18 protein-coding genes are annotated in these 14,675 nt (G+C 60.5%); 8 read left to right on the top strand and 10 right to left on the bottom strand.

Annotated features, from left to right (window positions below; all coding sequences use genetic code 11):
* The first annotated feature begins 28 nt into the window (after positions 1-28).
* Positions 29-769 (top strand): DUF1080 domain-containing protein, encoded by a 741-nt coding sequence (locus G5S37_RS14680; RefSeq protein WP_206026457.1) that lies wholly within the window; start codon positions 29-31, stop codon positions 767-769.
* 181 nt (positions 770-950) lie between these two features.
* Positions 951-1,289 (top strand): tRNA-binding protein, encoded by a 339-nt coding sequence (locus G5S37_RS14675; RefSeq protein ID WP_165205181.1) that lies wholly within the window; start codon positions 951-953, stop codon positions 1,287-1,289.
* A 6-nt stretch (positions 1,290-1,295) separates the two neighbouring features.
* On the opposite strand, the gene G5S37_RS14670 is transcribed toward G5S37_RS14675, so the two are convergent.
* Positions 1,296-1,928, bottom strand: coding sequence for a DUF2239 family protein (locus G5S37_RS14670; RefSeq protein WP_165205179.1), 633 nt, complete (start codon positions 1,926-1,928; stop codon positions 1,296-1,298).
* A gap of 293 nt (positions 1,929-2,221) precedes the next feature.
* On the opposite strand from G5S37_RS14670, the gene G5S37_RS32335 reads away from it, so the two are divergent.
* The 4 genes from G5S37_RS32335 (at position 2,222) to G5S37_RS14650 (ending at position 3,887) form a co-directional block, all read left to right on the top strand.
* Complete coding sequence (locus tag G5S37_RS32335) at positions 2,222-2,440, top strand: hypothetical protein (protein ID WP_206026456.1); 219 nt, start codon at positions 2,222-2,224, stop codon at positions 2,438-2,440.
* Between the two features lie 92 nt (positions 2,441-2,532).
* Positions 2,533-2,892, top strand: coding sequence for an AraC family transcriptional regulator (locus tag G5S37_RS14660; RefSeq protein ID WP_165205175.1), 360 nt, complete (start codon positions 2,533-2,535; stop codon positions 2,890-2,892).
* Between the two features lie 227 nt (positions 2,893-3,119).
* A complete protein-coding gene (locus tag G5S37_RS14655) occupies positions 3,120-3,455 on the top strand; it encodes a DUF2007 domain-containing protein (RefSeq protein WP_165205173.1) in 336 nt (111 codons plus the stop codon).
* Between the two features lie 105 nt (positions 3,456-3,560).
* Entirely contained in the window at positions 3,561-3,887 is a 327-nt protein-coding gene (locus G5S37_RS14650; protein ID WP_165205171.1) for a DUF2007 domain-containing protein, read from the top strand.
* Here G5S37_RS14650 and G5S37_RS14645 read toward each other — a convergent pair.
* Positions 3,884-4,552 carry a sigma-70 family RNA polymerase sigma factor gene (locus G5S37_RS14645; RefSeq protein WP_240914877.1) on the bottom strand — a complete coding sequence of 223 codons (669 nt, stop codon included), beginning with the start codon at positions 4,550-4,552 and terminating at the stop codon, positions 3,884-3,886. The genes G5S37_RS14650 and G5S37_RS14645 overlap by 4 nt on opposite strands.
* Positions 4,553-4,725: 173 nt before the next feature.
* Between G5S37_RS14645 and G5S37_RS14640 the strand changes: the two genes are divergently transcribed.
* Complete coding sequence (locus tag G5S37_RS14640; RefSeq protein WP_165205169.1) at positions 4,726-5,169, top strand: hypothetical protein; 444 nt, start codon at positions 4,726-4,728, stop codon at positions 5,167-5,169.
* Between the two features lie 10 nt (positions 5,170-5,179).
* Here G5S37_RS14640 and G5S37_RS14635 read toward each other — a convergent pair whose 3' ends face one another.
* From G5S37_RS14635 to G5S37_RS14600, 8 genes are all read right to left on the bottom strand, one after another.
* Positions 5,180-5,641, bottom strand: coding sequence for a ubiquitin-conjugating enzyme E2 (locus tag G5S37_RS14635; RefSeq protein ID WP_165205167.1), 462 nt, complete (start codon positions 5,639-5,641; stop codon positions 5,180-5,182).
* Positions 5,638-6,252, bottom strand: coding sequence for an RING finger protein (locus G5S37_RS14630; RefSeq protein ID WP_165205165.1), 615 nt, complete (start codon positions 6,250-6,252; stop codon positions 5,638-5,640). Before G5S37_RS14630 ends, G5S37_RS14635 begins: the two co-directional genes overlap by 4 nt.
* Positions 6,253-6,258: 6 nt before the next feature.
* Entirely contained in the window at positions 6,259-7,644 is a 1,386-nt protein-coding gene (locus G5S37_RS14625) for an FHA domain-containing protein (protein WP_165205163.1), read from the bottom strand.
* 18 nt (positions 7,645-7,662) lie between these two features.
* On the bottom strand, positions 7,663-8,805 hold the full coding sequence (locus G5S37_RS14620; RefSeq protein WP_165205161.1) for a Mov34/MPN/PAD-1 family protein: 1,143 nt from the start codon (positions 8,803-8,805) through the stop codon (positions 7,663-7,665).
* Positions 8,802-10,004, bottom strand: a complete 1,203-nt coding sequence (locus tag G5S37_RS14615; RefSeq protein ID WP_165205159.1) for a ThiF family adenylyltransferase — start codon at positions 10,002-10,004, stop codon at positions 8,802-8,804. Before G5S37_RS14615 ends, G5S37_RS14620 begins: the two co-directional genes overlap by 4 nt.
* A gap of 7 nt (positions 10,005-10,011) precedes the next feature.
* On the bottom strand, positions 10,012-10,281 hold the full coding sequence (locus tag G5S37_RS14610; RefSeq protein ID WP_165205157.1) for an EsaB/YukD family protein: 270 nt from the start codon (positions 10,279-10,281) through the stop codon (positions 10,012-10,014).
* 27 nt (positions 10,282-10,308) lie between these two features.
* Positions 10,309-10,623: a hypothetical protein gene (locus tag G5S37_RS14605; protein ID WP_165205155.1), complete on the bottom strand. Its 315-nt coding sequence runs from the start codon at positions 10,621-10,623 to the stop codon at positions 10,309-10,311.
* Between the two features lie 355 nt (positions 10,624-10,978).
* Entirely contained in the window at positions 10,979-11,218 is a 240-nt protein-coding gene (locus tag G5S37_RS14600) for a hypothetical protein (protein WP_165205153.1), read from the bottom strand.
* A 272-nt stretch (positions 11,219-11,490) separates the two neighbouring features.
* Here G5S37_RS14600 and uvrA point away from each other — a divergent pair, with 272 nt between their 5' ends.
* Positions 11,491-14,553: an excinuclease ABC subunit UvrA gene (gene uvrA / locus G5S37_RS14595; protein ID WP_240914876.1), complete on the top strand. Its 3,063-nt coding sequence runs from the start codon at positions 11,491-11,493 to the stop codon at positions 14,551-14,553.
* The last annotated feature ends 122 nt before the right edge of the window (positions 14,554-14,675 follow it).

Raw genomic sequence — 14,675 nt, 5'->3', positions numbered from 1 at the left:
GATGCGCCGTCCTTGTGTACTACATTCCATGAAGCCGCTGCCACGCACCTGTCTCCTCATCCTCGCCGCCGGTCTGAGTTTCACTTCGCCCCTGCGTGCGGCCGATCCGTCACCTGCCACGGTGGCCATTCGTGCGGTCATCGATGATACCCAGCCAGGCTGGCGTGCGCTTACTGCAGAGGACTTCACGAAGGTCAACAGCGCTGATGACACGTGGAGTTGGAAGGACGGTGTGCTCCACTGCACGGGAACTCCCGTCAGCGTGATGCGCACGGTGAAGCCGGTGACGAACTTCGAACTCGTGGTGGAGTGGATGCACGAGAAGCCCGCCGGCAACTCCGGTGTGTTTCTGTGGGCGACTCCAGAGTCCATTGAAAAACTCACGACGGCAGCGAAGCCCGGCCTGCCGCAGGGTATTGAGGTACAGATCCTCGATCACGGCTACACCGAAAAAGTGGCCAAGACGGGCAAGCCCACCGACTGGTTTGGGACGAACGGGGATGTCTTCCCCGTGGGCATCAAGATGACTCCTTTCCCGCCCGTGTCGCCCAACGGTCAGCGTAGCTTCCCGCGCAAGCACCTGAGCAAAGGACACGGCGAGTGGAACCGGTACTACATCCGCGCCATCAATGGCGAAGTGCGTCTCTGGGTGAATGGTGAAGAAGTCTCCGGTGGCACCGGGTGCGATCCCAAGAGTGGCTACCTGTGCCTGGAGAGCGAAGGCTCCCCCATCCAGTTCCGCAAGCTGCGCATCCGTGAGCTGCCGTAGGGCCTTTTTCACACGTTTTTACTCGTATGGTGACGCAGACGGAGCGGGCGGGTGGGACGTTGAAAGGAATGGCCGCAAAAGAACGCAAAGAACGCAAAAGGTTACTGAGGTAAAGCGGTTGAAGCTTGGGCTGCTCGCTGGTTGCGACACTGTGGCCGCTGTCTAGGTTCGCTGGATGGAGATGGAAACGATCGAGTGGACCGACTTCACCAAGGTGGAATTGCGCGTGGGTCGTGTCGTGAGCGCCCGGCCTTTTCCAGAGGCCAGGAAACCCGCGTACATTCTGCAGGTGGATTTCGGTCCTGAGTTGGGCATCAAAAAATCCAGCGCCCAGATCACCCAGCTCTACACGCCAGAGGAACTGGAGGGCAAACTCGTGGTCGCCGTGGTGAACTTCCCCAGGAAGCAGATTGGTCCCATTCAATCAGAATGCCTCGTCACAGGCTTTCACAACGCTACGGGACACGTGGCCCTGTGCGTGCCGGACAAGCCCGTGCCTCTGGGCACGAAGTTGCTGTGAGCTGTCTTACCCTGCAACATCGCCCGTGAGCCACAGTGCGTGATCGCGCATGTCTGCAGGCCATGCTGCCATGCACTCCGCGAACTTCGGCACGTTGCCAGCAAAGAGCGCACGCGAGGATTCTTCGAAGCCGGGCAGGTCCCCCGCGAGTACCGAGATGAAGTGATAGGTGCGCTCTCGGCTCTGGCGGAGGCGGTCCTTTTCAGCATGGGTGCGGCGAGCTTCTTCGACCAGCTTGCGCAGTGCCACGGAGGCTCCTCCAGGCTGGGTGGCGAGCCATTCCCAATGACGCGGAAGCAGCGTAACCTCCCGGGCGGTCACGCCAAGTTTTGGACGGCCTCGCCCTTTGGTGACATCTGCGGGAGTTTCCGCATCTGCTGGTAGAATTGCGGATGTCTCCGGAGCTTCGTGGGTGTCTTGAATGGGCTTCAGCCGATTGATTACCTCGGCCTCTGAACCCCGCATATCCACCTCGACGGTGCGGCCTGTACGGTTATCAAAGATCAGCACTGGAGCACTCGCATCTCCCTCATGGGCACGTTTCGTTTCCAAGGCGACTTCCGTGAGCGAACCGGTCACGAGGCGCTTGGAACCATGAAAGCAGGTGTATGTCTGGCGAACATCGGGCGGTAAAATCATGCCGTTTATTACCCGGATAAAATTAGAATGTCAAATTATACCCGGATAATAAACGCCAAACCGTTCAATCCGCAGCTGAAGTCCGCTTCAGTGTCAGGCATTTTTTGGTCAAGAAGTTGTAACTGAATATAAGATTAGGTATAGTGCGGCTTAACATGGGCCAAAATCCATCTGGTATTTCAAGCCGAATCGACAGGGCGCGTCTGGCACAGGAGCTGAACGCCTTGGAAGAGCTCATTGAAGCCACGCCTGGCCGCCTTCACGGTCCTTCCCGAGTGCTCGCATTTCAGTTGATGGATGCCATCGACCAAGGCCTGAAACGTCACAATATTTACGCGGATGCCCGACTGGAGCTCTCCATCGCTGTACGAGCCATTCCTCCGTGGACGGCGACTCAAGCGCTGAACAAGCCCCAGAACGCCGATGTGGAAATCTACCATACCCAGGCCCGCGAAAGCATCGCCTACTTGCGAACTTTGCTGGATGACCGTTGCACCGCACAGGCGGTGTAAGAGAGGGCTTGCTAAGCAAAGGTTCTGCGCGCAATTGCAGGCTAACATTCATGCTGGAATTAATGCGTCCTTACGCATATAAAGGCACGTTCATGCCCGTCACCTCAGAACATTCCAACCGCGAGCTTGCCGAGCGTGCTGCGTCCCTCCTTCTTCAGGACATCGCGAATCCTCCCAGCCTCGAGGCGCTCGCCCGAGAGGTCGGACTCACATCCTTCCAGCTCAGCCGGATTTTTGGAACGTTCCTGGGCTACACCATCCCGGGACTCCTGCGCCGTCATCGCATGGATCGAGCTGCCGAGGCGCTACGCGAAACCAAGAGCGGCATCGGTGAAATTGCCGTCAGCGTTGGCTACCACAGCATGAGTGCCTTCTGCCGTGCTTTTGAGCGTGAGCTGAAGATGACTCCGAGCGAGTACCGGCAGCAATGGCGCACGAACGCCGGGACGTAGATCCAGAATGAAACGGGTCCCAAACAGGGAGGGACTCGGTGAGAGCATGGCCAAACAGAAGGGCCATACCATAAGGAAGCCTGCAGAGGCCCCCGGCACGAGACTGTGAGCTTTTCTGGTAGGGCGCCCCCTGTCTTCATGCGTAGGCCCGCAGCCAACCGTATGGGCATGCGCGATTCATCCACGAGACCATTTGTGATCAACCAAGAAAATGGGGGACGCACGCCATGAAAGAGCTGTTTCGTGAGAAGGATTTCACCCGGGTTGGATTCTACCGTGGCATGCTGGAGTCCGAGGGTATTCCCACGTTCGTGATGAACGAGAATACCGAGACGATGACCACCATGGTGCCGATCCCCGAGTTCTTCCCCGCGCTGTGCGTGGTGAATGACGAGGACTACGACATCGCCGTGGAGGTACTGGAGAAGAATGCCGTCTACGGCGCGCGCCAAAGCCAGCAGCAGCATGTGTGTCCCAAGTGCCAGGAGAAGAATCCAGGAAACTTCGAGACCTGCTGGTCCTGTGGAGCGGATCTGCTTTCGCCGGGCGAACGGTTGGTGTGATCAGTGTTTGGAGCCTTGAAGCCAACACCTCACTTTTGTGGTGGTGCGTCGCGGGCGTTCAGAGGTAGGATGGCCAGGGTACCAACTTCAACGCTGCAATCGCCCATGAGAGAACTGTTTCGCGAGCGAGATTACACCCGCGTAGGCTACTTCCAGACCGTTCTGGAGGCCGAGGGTATTCCCACCTTTGTACGGAACAAGGATACCACCACCTTCATGACGGAGATCCCCATCCCGGAGTTCTACCCGGCGCTCTGTGTCATGAATGATGAGGACTACGAGGACGCTGTCCAGATCATCCGGGACTGCATCGTGAAGGACAGCGAGTCCAGTCAGGAGGAAGTCGCTTGCCCGAAGTGCCAGGAGAAGAACCCGGGCAACTTCGAAATGTGCTGGTCGTGCGGGACCGACCTTGTGCCAGCGACGGCTTAATCCTCGTCCAGATGGTCCTTGAGGCGTTCCTTGAGGTCGTTGCGGGCGCGGAAGAGCAGGCTCTTCACGGCCGAGAGGGACATGCCGAGGATTTCGCAGATCTCTTCATAGGGCATGTCCAGGTCGCGGCGAAGGGTCACGGCCAGACGCTGCTTCTCCGGCAGGGTCTGGATGGCGCGGTCAATGGCCTCTTCCAGTTCACTCTGGGCCACGGTGGTATCCGGATGATGCCGGGGTGAGGCGGCATGCTCCCGGTGAGAGTCCTCCTGCTGCTCGTCCATGGAGACCTCACGCTTCCGCGTGCGACGGCGCATCTCATTGAAGACGAGATTGCGCATGATGGTGAAAAGCCAGGTGGTGAACTTCGCGCTGGGTTCATACCTCGGGGCTGAGCGCCACACACGCACAAAGACCTGCTGGGCCACGTCGTGCGCGTCATCCACATTGTTGAGCATCCGCGCCACCGTGCCGATCACCGCGCGCTGGTGGAGATCCACGAGTTGCTCAAAGGCTTTCACATCCCCTTGCTTCACGAGCAGCATAAGCCTGACGTTCTCCTCATCAGGAGAAGCTTCCGGGGCGCTGCTGTTTGCGGTGCTCGGCGTCCAGTCCGGCATGTTCCAGGCGAAAAAAGGTGGGGTGGCTGCGAACGTTACCGCGGACATGCGGGGTGTAAACCTGCCTCCTTTAGAAAGGTTGCAGGAGATTTACAGTTCGCCGCTGCGCCCTAGGATTACAGTGATGCCCCTCCGCCTCCTGTCCGCCCCTCAGCAGTCCATTTTGAAAGCTTGCGACCCACCGGGAAACCTGAGAAATTTGCCGTGCGAGACACCCTCCCATGCTCATCGACCTGTCCATTGTCCTTTGTGGAGTCTCTGCGCTGGCCATCTTGCTTGCCTTGGGTATCAGGAGCGAGCACCGATACTCGATTGCCGTCTCGGGATACATTACGATTTCTGTGGTGATCATATCCTGGCTGGGCTTCGTAGGATGGCTGGAGATCGGGATGGCAGAATCTTTTTCCTCACACCGGATGCCGCAGTCCATGTATGCGGTTTTTCTCGTGCCAATCGCACTCCTCACGCTCCTGGGGCTGGCAGTGCTGCCGCTGTTTCCTCTCGCCACCTCGCGCAACTATGCCGTGGTGATTTTCAGCCTTGCTCTGGCAGGCAGCCTGATCCTGCATCAGCCCCGGGTTCTCATCGGAATTGCCATCCTGGCAGCGCTGTGGATGTGCGTGCATCGAATCCGGGCATCTCAGCCCGTAGAAACCAGCCCGTAAAGCTGCTGCCCTACCCCAAGGTGAAGTCTCGCGTGTCCAGCGGCAGCGCCTCTGGATGCTGCTCCGCCCAGGCTGCAGCGCGGGCGTTGAGTGGGCTTTTCACATTGTAGCTTTGGAAAGCGAGCATTTCCGCGATGCGGGAAATGAGCTGGAGCAGCGTCTGGCCAGCACTCCAGTGATCGCCGATGCAGATCTTCTGGGGGTCGATGTTTGGGTGAAACACGGGAGTGAGCATGCGGCAGACCGGCGGGCGGCGCGGATAGTCCAACGGCAGGAAGACTTCCGCCCGATGCGTGCCTCCATGGGAAAAAGACTCATTCCCGGCGGGCACCAACCCCGCGAGATGAAAATCAATCACGTAGCGCTCCGGAGGGTCCCCTTCCACCTCCACCAGTCGGATGGCGGGGTGTTCATGCAGTCCGTGCCAGACATGCTGGTAGTCGGCGGTCAGTCGTCGGAGTCGGGGCGTCATTGGGAGGCGTTCGGGAGCAGTTCAAAGTCCAACGTATGCGTGCGTGCGTAAGTCAGGCTCAGCAGCACGGTGCCCACAATCAGGATCACCGCTACGATCATGCCGATGATCAGGAGGGTCCGGTACAAGCCTGGGAGCGTGGCCAGTTCCTTGCGTCGCAGCGGATACCAGATGGCAGCGATCAACAGTCCCAGTGGCGAAGTGCAGGGCAGGATGCAGAGGCTGAAGACCACCATGGCCATGCGCTGGGTGCCGGAGCGCCGTGACTGTTGTGTGGCGCGGTTGCGGAAAGCCTCGGCATCTTCCGGGCGCGCGGAAGAGAAGGTGGCGCCGCAGTTCCTGCAGCGTAGCGCGGCCGCCATGATTTGCGTGCCGCACGAGGGGCACTGCTTGTGTTCCTGGCCCCAGAAGGAAACCGGAATCTCCAAGTCGGTGCGTGGCTCGGTGGGAGGCGTCTCCACGCAGCCATATCTTCCGCAGCCACCATTCTCCGCCCAGCAGTCATCGTGGTAGACGGTCGTGCATGACGGGCACTCGACACTGCCGCCACCGGGCTCGACCGCCGTCAGGCAGATGCTGCACACATGGCTCTGGGTATTTTCCGTGGACATGGCAAATCAGCTCTTGCGCATCTGGAAGGTAAAGACGGTGCCGCCGATGGTGATCTCATCCCCATGCCGCAGGCGGGCGCGCTGCTGGCTGGAGCCATTGATGATCACGGGTTGGGTGCCCTGACGCGCTTCAATCTCGTAGCCTTCGCCCACTGTGCGGATCAAGGCGTGCTGGGGAGCCACACGGGGGTCGTTGAAAAGATACAAGTCGGACTTGGGGGAGGAACCCACATTCATCACGTCCTTGTAAAGCAGGAATTCCTTCCCCTTCAGTGGTCCGTGAATCATGCGCAGCCAGGCATCGCGGGCCAGCAGCTCCACGACACCAATCATGCCCCCCGTACAGGCGCCGATGATGGCGATGGCAACGAGGCGGCTCACATCCCCACCCACGTGGTCATGGCCAAGGAGCATGGTGGAGATGGGATCAAAGAACATCCCTCCCAGCAGTCCTCCCACGACACCACCAACAAATCCGTATGTCACCAGCCGGGTGGAGCGCAATGCCAGCCCCTGCCCCACTCCCATGGTCATGCCTGCCAGCCCCCAGGCGAGCATGCGCCCCATCATCTGCAGTCCAAATCCCACCCCTGCATTGACGCCACCGCTGGCCATTTTCTCCGACGCAAACATGCTGATCGGTCCATAGGCGATGTTCGCGACGATACCGCTGACGAAGCCTCCCACGAATCCCACCACGAGGCCGACCAGGCCACACAACAAAGCGCGACGCGGCAACCGGCACACGATGCCATCCACCGCACCAATCCCCAAGCCGATACAGGCGGCGATGATCGGGAAGAAGAGCAGATTCGCTGCGGAGTTCTGCGATTGAAGCTGGGCGATGGTCTTTGGTGGTCCCAGTACCGCATCATCCGGCAGGGGTTCGACAAGGATGGCAATGGCGGACTCCCCTCCGCTCATGGCGTAGGATTCATCGATGAAAGCGATCACCTTCTGACCTGCACGGATGGTGGAGGGATCGAGCCAGCCTACAGCCTTGTTATTCCTCACTTCCCGCACCCCGTCCGGCAGCCAGATAGTCTGTCCATTCACCACCAACCTGGCAATGGTGGGCACCTCGGTATCGATCGTTCGCATGCCGAAGCGGTATTTCGCCACATCGCTCCGCACTTCCACGCTCTCCACCGTGCCCTTCAGTTCCAGATGGTCATCAAACCAGGGCTCAAGAATGGCCCAGGCGATGATGGCGCTGACGCAGCCCACGACCATGAGGACCACCCAGCTCTGGAGGAAGATGGACTTGCCACGATCACGAGCGATTCCTGTCTCGCCCCGCAGGCTCATCTGCCGCTTGAGCAGATCGTCGACATGACGGCTGTTGGCATCGTCCTTGGTGATGCGGATGACGGAGTCGTTCTCGGTGCTCATGGAAAAGTTATCTGGTCTCTACTTTGCGGCAGGCGGCGAAGCGGGAGGCTGCGGGGCGGACTGCGCCGGAGGTGAGGGTGATGACGCGGGCTGCGGCGCTGCGTGGGGTGGTTCCACCTGTTTGGGCTGGGAGGCTGGTTTCGCCTTTTCCTTCTTTTCGGGCTGTCCTTCCTCGAGCGCCGCGGCGGCGGCTTTTGCAGCCTCTTCCTGCTTCTCCTTCTCAAGGTCCAGCAGCAGGGCGTTGAGTTCGGGAGGCACGTCCCAGTTCACCACGCTCACGCCGAGCAGCACGTTCTTATCCCCAATCTTTACCGGCACAGGAACGAAGCTGTTCAATTGCGGCGGCTCAATGCGCGCCTGGAACTGCGCCCGGATCAGGAGCCCGGCAAACACCAGCACGCCCAGGCACACGACCGCTCCGGCGAAGAAGAGGGTCTTGTAAAACATGGAAGTCACTTCATCGAGCGACTGCGTGAGCTGGGAGATGCGGTTCTCCAAAGCCTCGAGGCTTCGCGCCGTCGCGGGATGGCGCTCGCTCCCCTGCATGGTGGCCGGCATGCTGGAAGCCGGCACGCGAGCAGGCTGCTCACGGCCATCCACCCAATAGCATGGCAGGTAGGTGATGCCTCCGTCCTCGCCGCCATTGGCCGCGAGAGCTACTTCGCCTGAGATGGGATCCGTGACCAATGCGACCTGTGCCTCGCCAGAGAAAAAATTCTTCTGGATGAACAGGTCCATCTCAGAAAACTCCACACCAAATCCGGGGTGGGTGTGATACCAGCCCACGATGGAACGGTCCGCATGCTCCCGGTCGATGGTCTCGTGAATGGCATTCCAGGTAGCCTGCGTGAAGGTCACATGCGTGCTCCCTTCGCTGGCAGCCTGGCCGCGAATGATGGCCTGCACATCGGTATAGATTCCCTCGTCATCCTGGCAGACTTCACCCACAAGCACGCCACAAACTTCCGCCTGCAGCGATTCGCGAGCATGTGCCGCCAGCTCGGCGTGCGCCTGGCGGGAAATGGCGACGCGCAGCGGCACGTGGCTCCCTTTCGGCCCGGGAAACACCTTCTTCCTGGCTCGCTGGGTGGTCACGGAGCGCCCCACCTGCACCTCGGAGGAGGTTTCCTTCTGCGCTTTGCCTTTGTTTCCAGAGCTCATGGCGTGATGTTCTGATTCTGTTGCTGCTGGCACCGGTCCTCGAAGCCGGACTCTGCAGCCAGCTCCATGCCCAATTGACGTTCGCCACGCCGGGCCCACAGGACGTCCCGCTCGGGCAGGCCCAGTTCGCGGGCGCTTCGCTGCATGGCTGGATGCGCAGGCGTGAGAGAATGCACCACTCTTGGCGAACATTCCGCGCCGCACGAGGAACAGTGCAGCTCATGCTCGCCCAACTGTTCCGCAGCGCGCCACACAGGTGTGTGTAGCCCACAAGCGAGGCACTCCATGCGCTCCACGATCTCCCGTCCGAAATCCAGCGCATCCAGTCCCCCCAGCCGCGCCTCAGCCTCCTTCGCAAGGATGGCGAGCGGACTCTCCCATTTCCAGTCCGGCGAGGACACGATCTCTGGCTGCGCCTCATGCCACGGGCAGTCCTCATGGATCTGATAGTCGATCCCATAAGAGCTGTGGTGCTGGCCATCGAAGAAGAAGCCCCGGCCCAGCATGCCATCCATGCCGTGAAGAATCTTCACCACCTCCTGGGCCTGGATGGCGCCAATCACGGAGGCTGACGTGGGCGTGGTGGGAGTGCCGCGTTGTGCCATCGCCCGGCGGGCCACCAGCGAACAGGATCGACGTTTGTCAATAAGGTCCCAGTCCACCTTGCTCATGGTGCATTCGTAGCACGGCGTGCGTGGGGGGTAGAAGGCGCGCACGATGCCCTGCAGCACCTCGATGCCGCCGTCCACCCACGGACGGTCCATGCGGGCGCAGGCGCTGTTCACGAACACGCGGGCTTCACGGTTGTCGAGCGCACCCACCACCACGTCTGCCCAGCGGAACCAGCCCAGTCCCAGTTCGGCAATGACATTCCCTACAAGTGGATACACCCTGATACCCGGATAGATTTCCTGGAGCGCCCGCGCGGCGCAGAGGGCCTTGGGCTGGCCTTCATCCGATTCACGGAAGAGGACGGAACGACTGAGATTGCTCAGCTCCACATGGTCCTGATCCGCAATCGCCACGTGACCCACGCCCAGCAGGGCCAGGTTCTTGAGCACCTCGTTGCCGAGCGCGCCCGCGCCGATCACCAGCACCTTCGCCGCTGTCAGGCGGCGCTGGTCCCACCACTCAATGGCTTCCAGCCGGGCAAACCTGCCCTCTGCGAGAGACACAACCTCGGGATGCGGCACGCTCATGGCAGCATCAGCCAGCGGTGATCTCCGGCTGCAGGCGCAGTTCATCCCCATCCACCACGCCGACATCGGCCAGGGTCTGGTGATCGAGGAGTTGCCGGCCGCTCCTGCGGTGATGCAGCTTGTAGCTCATCAGCTGCCCATCCGGACTGTTCAGCGGCAGGTTCATGCGCTCGATCAGAACGGTCAGCACGCGGTTGATGGCCACATCATCCGGTGCCTCCACTTCCGTGGCGCGGCTTCCCGAGATATCCAGTACTCGAAGTCTTGTTGCTCCCATGAGTTGATCGCGTTTCAGAAAATTTCGTCAGCCATTGCTCAGATTCCCGATCACGATGAGCGCGACGAATCCGATCAGTAACAACGTGTTCCAAGTGACCGCCACCCAGACGAGGGCCGGATTTTGCAACCGGCGTTCCTGGGCAGAAAGGCTCACGGCAAATCCAATGAGTGCGGGGAAGAAGATCAGGAAAGAGAATGCCAGACCTGCGGCAGCCTCGCTGGACTCAGCGAAATAGCCGGTGACCATCAAACCCGTCGCTGCGGTGCTCCAGATGGCCAGGAGCAACCCGACGATGACCAGCGTCTTTCGGGAGGAAGACAGCCCCGTGGGCCCTTTCATCGCGCAGGTGGGACAGATGTGCAGATTGCTCTCCAGCGTGAAGCTACAGGTCTCGCAAGTGTGGGCACCGCACCCACTGCAGCGCCTGATGGTCTTCACCTCTGGATGCTGGGTACACGGGTGTGAGACCAATGGCGAGTGCACAGGGATGCGAGGCCTGGGGGCCTCCGGTAGCCTGGCACCCACAGAGCAAGTGAGACACTTGAAAGTCCCATCCCTTTGCGGCCGGGCGCAGTTGTCGCACAAGGGCATGGCGCACTGGGCACAATAGCAAGTGGCGGGGATCTGGGCGTGCCGCCCGCAGGTCAGTGTCGGTTCGGAAAGTTGGCTCATGGCGAGTGGTGGCGGGGACCTTTCAGGACAAGCGCGAAACAAGACTCATGAGCCAGAGAGCGAGCGCGAAAATGCCAACGACGAGGGCGGCTGTCGATTTTCCGGATCCCAACAAGGTGGGATCATCTCTCATGAGTTTTTTCGCCTCAACGGCTTTAAAGATGGCCATCGGCCCCAAGATGAAGCCGAAACACAACAGTCCGATGAATGCGAATTTCAGGGCATCCGCCGCCTCTTTGCACGGACGCAGGCGGTTCTCCAAGATGGGTTCGCGTCCGTTCAGAGCGAGCACTTTGCAAGATCCGCAGTAGTTCTGTCCACTGAGCTGCACGAGGCAGTTGTGGCAGAACGGCTCGGCGCAACCGGTGCAGGTGGCCACAGCCTGGGTCTGGGGATGATTCCTACAAGACATAACGGTGTGTGAGGGTTTCGGTAAGGAAGGCTCCGCTCTTAGCGGGAGACTCCCGGTCAGGAAAGGAAAATTTTCGCTTTTACCCCAATCCGCAAAAATATGTGTGCCCTTGCGGCTCTCTCTTGAAATCCAGCCTTGTGAGCAGGCAGTGGGCGGGCATCTTGGTCATCCCACTCATGGCCGCATCCCCACCCCTTCAAACCGAACAATCGACCGGCTACATCCGGGTGCGGGGGGCGCGGCAGCACAACCTGCAGAATGTGGACGTGGACATCCCCCGCGGGAAGCTGGTGGTGCTGACCGGGGTGAGCGGCTCGGGGAAATCCTCCCTGGCCTTCGACACGCTCTATGCGGAAGGCCAGCGGCGCTATGTGCAGAGCCTCTCAGCCTACGCGCGCCAGTTTCTGGATCAGCTCGACAAGCCGGATGTGGACTTCATCGATGGGTTGTCACCGGCGGTGGCGATTGAGCAGCGCACCGTGGCACACAACCCGCGCTCGACCATCGCCACGGTCACGGAGATCTACGACTACCTCCGCGTCCTTTACGCCGCTGCCGGCCAGCCACACGATCCGGTGACGGGCGAGCCCCTGCGGAAGATGACCCCGGCAGAGATTGCCGATGAGATGCTGCAACTCCCGGAAGGCACCCGCGCCATCGTGCTGGCTCCCGTGGTGGCCCAGGAGAAAGGCGACTTCCGTGGGCTCTTTGAGAAGCTGCAGCGGCAGGGCTTTGTGCGTGTGCGACTGGATGGAGTCATCCACGAGCTCGATGAAAAGCTGAAGACCACACGCACGGAGGCGCATGACATCGAGGTGGTGCTCGATCGTCTCGTGCTACGCGAGGGTGTGCGGGGTCGGCTCATGGAAGCGCTGGAGTCGGCGCTCAAGTGGAATCCGCGTGAGGTGCGTTTCCTTACCGGGGACGGAGATCCCTCGGACTTGAGGGTCTTCACCACGGCGTATGCGAATCCGCAGACGGGCACGGTGCTGGAGGATTTCACGCCAAAGCATTTCTCCTTCAACACCCACCTCGGCGCCTGTCCCACCTGCGAAGGAGTAGGCACGGTGATGGCGGCGGATCCTAAGCTCATCGTTCCGGATGAGGCGAAGTCGATCCAGGCGGGCGCGGTCAAGACCTGGTGGAACAAGCAGCCGAAGCTGAAGGCCCTGCTCCAGCGGAGCATCGAGGCGCTCGCGAAGTTTTACGAGGTGGATCTGGAGACGCCCTTCCGCGCGCTGCCGGAGAAGTTCAAGGATGCCCTCTTCCACGGCACCGGCAAAGTGGCCGTGCCCACTGGCTGGAAGATCGATGCGAACAAGAAGAGCGTGGCCAAGCCTTTCGAAGGATTGCTGGATCAGGTGGAGCGCATGCACAACACCGTGAAAGGTGAATCCCTGCGTGCCCAACTCACGCGTCTGATGAATCCCCTGCCCTGCAAGACCTGCGGTGGAAAGCGGTTGAGGCCTGAAGTGCTGGGCGTCACTCTGGAATCAAGGGGTGAGGCTGAGGCCTCGAAGGTGAACGTCCATGAGTTCACACGAATGGCGGTGCGGGATGTCATCCCTTGGATGGATGGACTCGTGCTGACGGATCTGCAGAAGAAGTACTGCACGGAACTGCAGCGCGAGATTCTGAAGAGGCTCGCTTTCCTGGATGAAGTGGGGCTCGGGTATCTCACGCTGGATCGTGAGAGTGGCTCCCTCTCGGGTGGCGAGGCTCAACGCATCCGCCTTGCCAGCCAGATCGGCGCTGGGCTTGCTGGAGTGCTCTATGTACTGGATGAACCCAGCATCGGCCTGCATCCGGTGGACAACGAACGACTCATCGGCACGCTGAAGCGTCTGCGGGATCTGGGGAACTCCGTGCTGGTGGTGGAGCACGATGAGGACACGATTCGTGAGGCGGATTGGTTGATAGAACTCGGCCCCGGAGCAGGGCCGCACGGGGGACGCATCATTGCCCAGGGACCTGCAACGGAATTGGTGAAGCAGCGCGAGTCCCTCACTGGCTCATGGCTGGATGGCCGCAGCGGCATTCCCGTGCCCAAGGTGCGACGCAGCGCCGGGCTGATAGGAAATAGGACACCACAAGGCACCAGCGGCGGAGACGAACTTACCCTGGAATCGGGGGAGTCTGCACCGGCGGCAGCGAAGCGCTCACGATTCCAGCGTGCCGTCGCGGTCTCCGGTCAGCCGCTGACCATTCACGGGGCGTCCGAGCACAACCTGCGCAATGTCACCGTTTCCTTCCCTCCGGGATGCTTCATCTGCGTGACAGGCCCTTCCGGCAGCGGGAAGTCATCGCTGGTGGATACCATCCTGCGTCGCGCGCTCATGCGCCACTTCTACGGAGCAAAGGATGAGCCTGGGAAGCATGAACGGATCAGCGGATTGGATTCCATCGACAAGGTGGTGGTCATCGATCAGGAACCGATCGGCCGCAGCCCGCGCTCGAACCCTGCGACCTATGTAGGGGCTTTTACGCCCATCCGTGAACTGTTCGCCCAGCTTCCCGCCTCCAAGGTGCGCGGCTACCAGCCGAACCGTTTCAGCTTCAATGTCGCTGGTGGCCGCTGCGAGAAGTGTGGCGGCGATGGACTGCTGACCATCGACATGCATTTCCTGAGTGATGTGCAGGTGACTTGCGACCAGTGCCGCGGGCGCCGCTACAATCTGGAGACCCTGGAGATCACCTGGAAAGGCCGCAACATCTCCGACGTGCTGGACATGACGGTGGCGGAGGCCACACGTTTCTTTGAGAAGCACCCGGCCATCTTCCCCAAGCTGCACGCGCTGGAGCAAGTGGGCCTTGGTTATGTGAAGCTGGGCCAGAGCGGTGCCGCCCTCTCGGGTGGTGAAGCCCAACGCGTGAAACTCGCTGCGGAACTCGCCAAGAAGGCCACCGGACACACGCTGTATCTGCTCGACGAACCCACTACCGGTCTGCACTTCGCGGACATTCAGACGCTGCTCACTGTGCTCATGCGTCTGCGTGATGCCGGGAACACACTGGTGGTCATTGAGCACAATCTCGATGTCATCAAGTGTGCGGACTGGATCATCGATCTGGGGCCGAGTGGCGGTAGTGGTGGCGGTGAAGTGGTCGCCGTAGGCACCCCGGAAGAGGTGGCCGAGAGCGAGCGAAGTGCGACGGGACGCTTCCTGGCGAAGGTGCTGGCGTAGGGATAGTGCTATCCGCAAGGAACAGGAATGTTTGTTTTTGACACACGTTGCGCGAACAAGCCGTGCCCTCTGCGTCGTATTAGAGGTAATGCGTTGCCAGATCTTCCATTGTCTTGCGGTGC

It is taken from the genome of Roseimicrobium sp. ORNL1 (assembly GCF_011044495.1).
In the GTDB taxonomy this organism is placed as follows: Bacteria; Verrucomicrobiota; Verrucomicrobiia; order Verrucomicrobiales; family Verrucomicrobiaceae; genus Roseimicrobium.
The sequence above is the reverse complement of the archived record's forward strand: the minus strand, read 5'-3'. Positions and strand labels throughout refer to the sequence as shown.

Bases quoted from the DNA above. Each gene is read 5' to 3' on its own strand.
- G5S37_RS14645 (WP_240914877.1), bottom strand. From the start codon at position 4,552: ATGTCCGCGGTAACGTTCGCAGCCACCCCACCTTTTTTCGCCTGGAAC.
- G5S37_RS14635 (WP_165205167.1), bottom strand. From the start codon at position 5,641: ATGACGCCCCGACTCCGACGACTGACCGCCGACTACCAGCATGTCTGG.
- G5S37_RS14605 (WP_165205155.1), bottom strand. From the start codon at position 10,623: ATGAAAGGGCCCACGGGGCTGTCTTCCTCCCGAAAGACGCTGGTCATC.
- G5S37_RS14640 (WP_165205169.1), top strand. From the start codon at position 4,726: ATGCTCATCGACCTGTCCATTGTCCTTTGTGGAGTCTCTGCGCTGGCC.
- G5S37_RS14620 (WP_165205161.1), bottom strand. From the start codon at position 8,805: ATGAGCTCTGGAAACAAAGGCAAAGCGCAGAAGGAAACCTCCTCCGAG.
- G5S37_RS14655 (WP_165205173.1), top strand. From the start codon at position 3,120: ATGAAAGAGCTGTTTCGTGAGAAGGATTTCACCCGGGTTGGATTCTAC.
- G5S37_RS14615 (WP_165205159.1), bottom strand. From the start codon at position 10,004: ATGAGCGTGCCGCATCCCGAGGTTGTGTCTCTCGCAGAGGGCAGGTTT.
- G5S37_RS14630 (WP_165205165.1), bottom strand. From the start codon at position 6,252: ATGTCCACGGAAAATACCCAGAGCCATGTGTGCAGCATCTGCCTGACG.
- G5S37_RS14670 (WP_165205179.1), bottom strand. From the start codon at position 1,928: ATGATTTTACCGCCCGATGTTCGCCAGACATACACCTGCTTTCATGGT.
- G5S37_RS14625 (WP_165205163.1), bottom strand. From the start codon at position 7,644: ATGAGCACCGAGAACGACTCCGTCATCCGCATCACCAAGGACGATGCC.
- G5S37_RS14660 (WP_165205175.1), top strand. From the start codon at position 2,533: ATGCCCGTCACCTCAGAACATTCCAACCGCGAGCTTGCCGAGCGTGCT.
- G5S37_RS32335 (WP_206026456.1), top strand. From the start codon at position 2,222: ATGGATGCCATCGACCAAGGCCTGAAACGTCACAATATTTACGCGGAT.
- G5S37_RS14650 (WP_165205171.1), top strand. From the start codon at position 3,561: ATGAGAGAACTGTTTCGCGAGCGAGATTACACCCGCGTAGGCTACTTC.
- G5S37_RS14610 (WP_165205157.1), bottom strand. From the start codon at position 10,281: ATGGGAGCAACAAGACTTCGAGTACTGGATATCTCGGGAAGCCGCGCC.
- G5S37_RS14680 (WP_206026457.1), top strand. From the start codon at position 29: ATGAAGCCGCTGCCACGCACCTGTCTCCTCATCCTCGCCGCCGGTCTG.
- G5S37_RS14675 (WP_165205181.1), top strand. From the start codon at position 951: ATGGAAACGATCGAGTGGACCGACTTCACCAAGGTGGAATTGCGCGTG.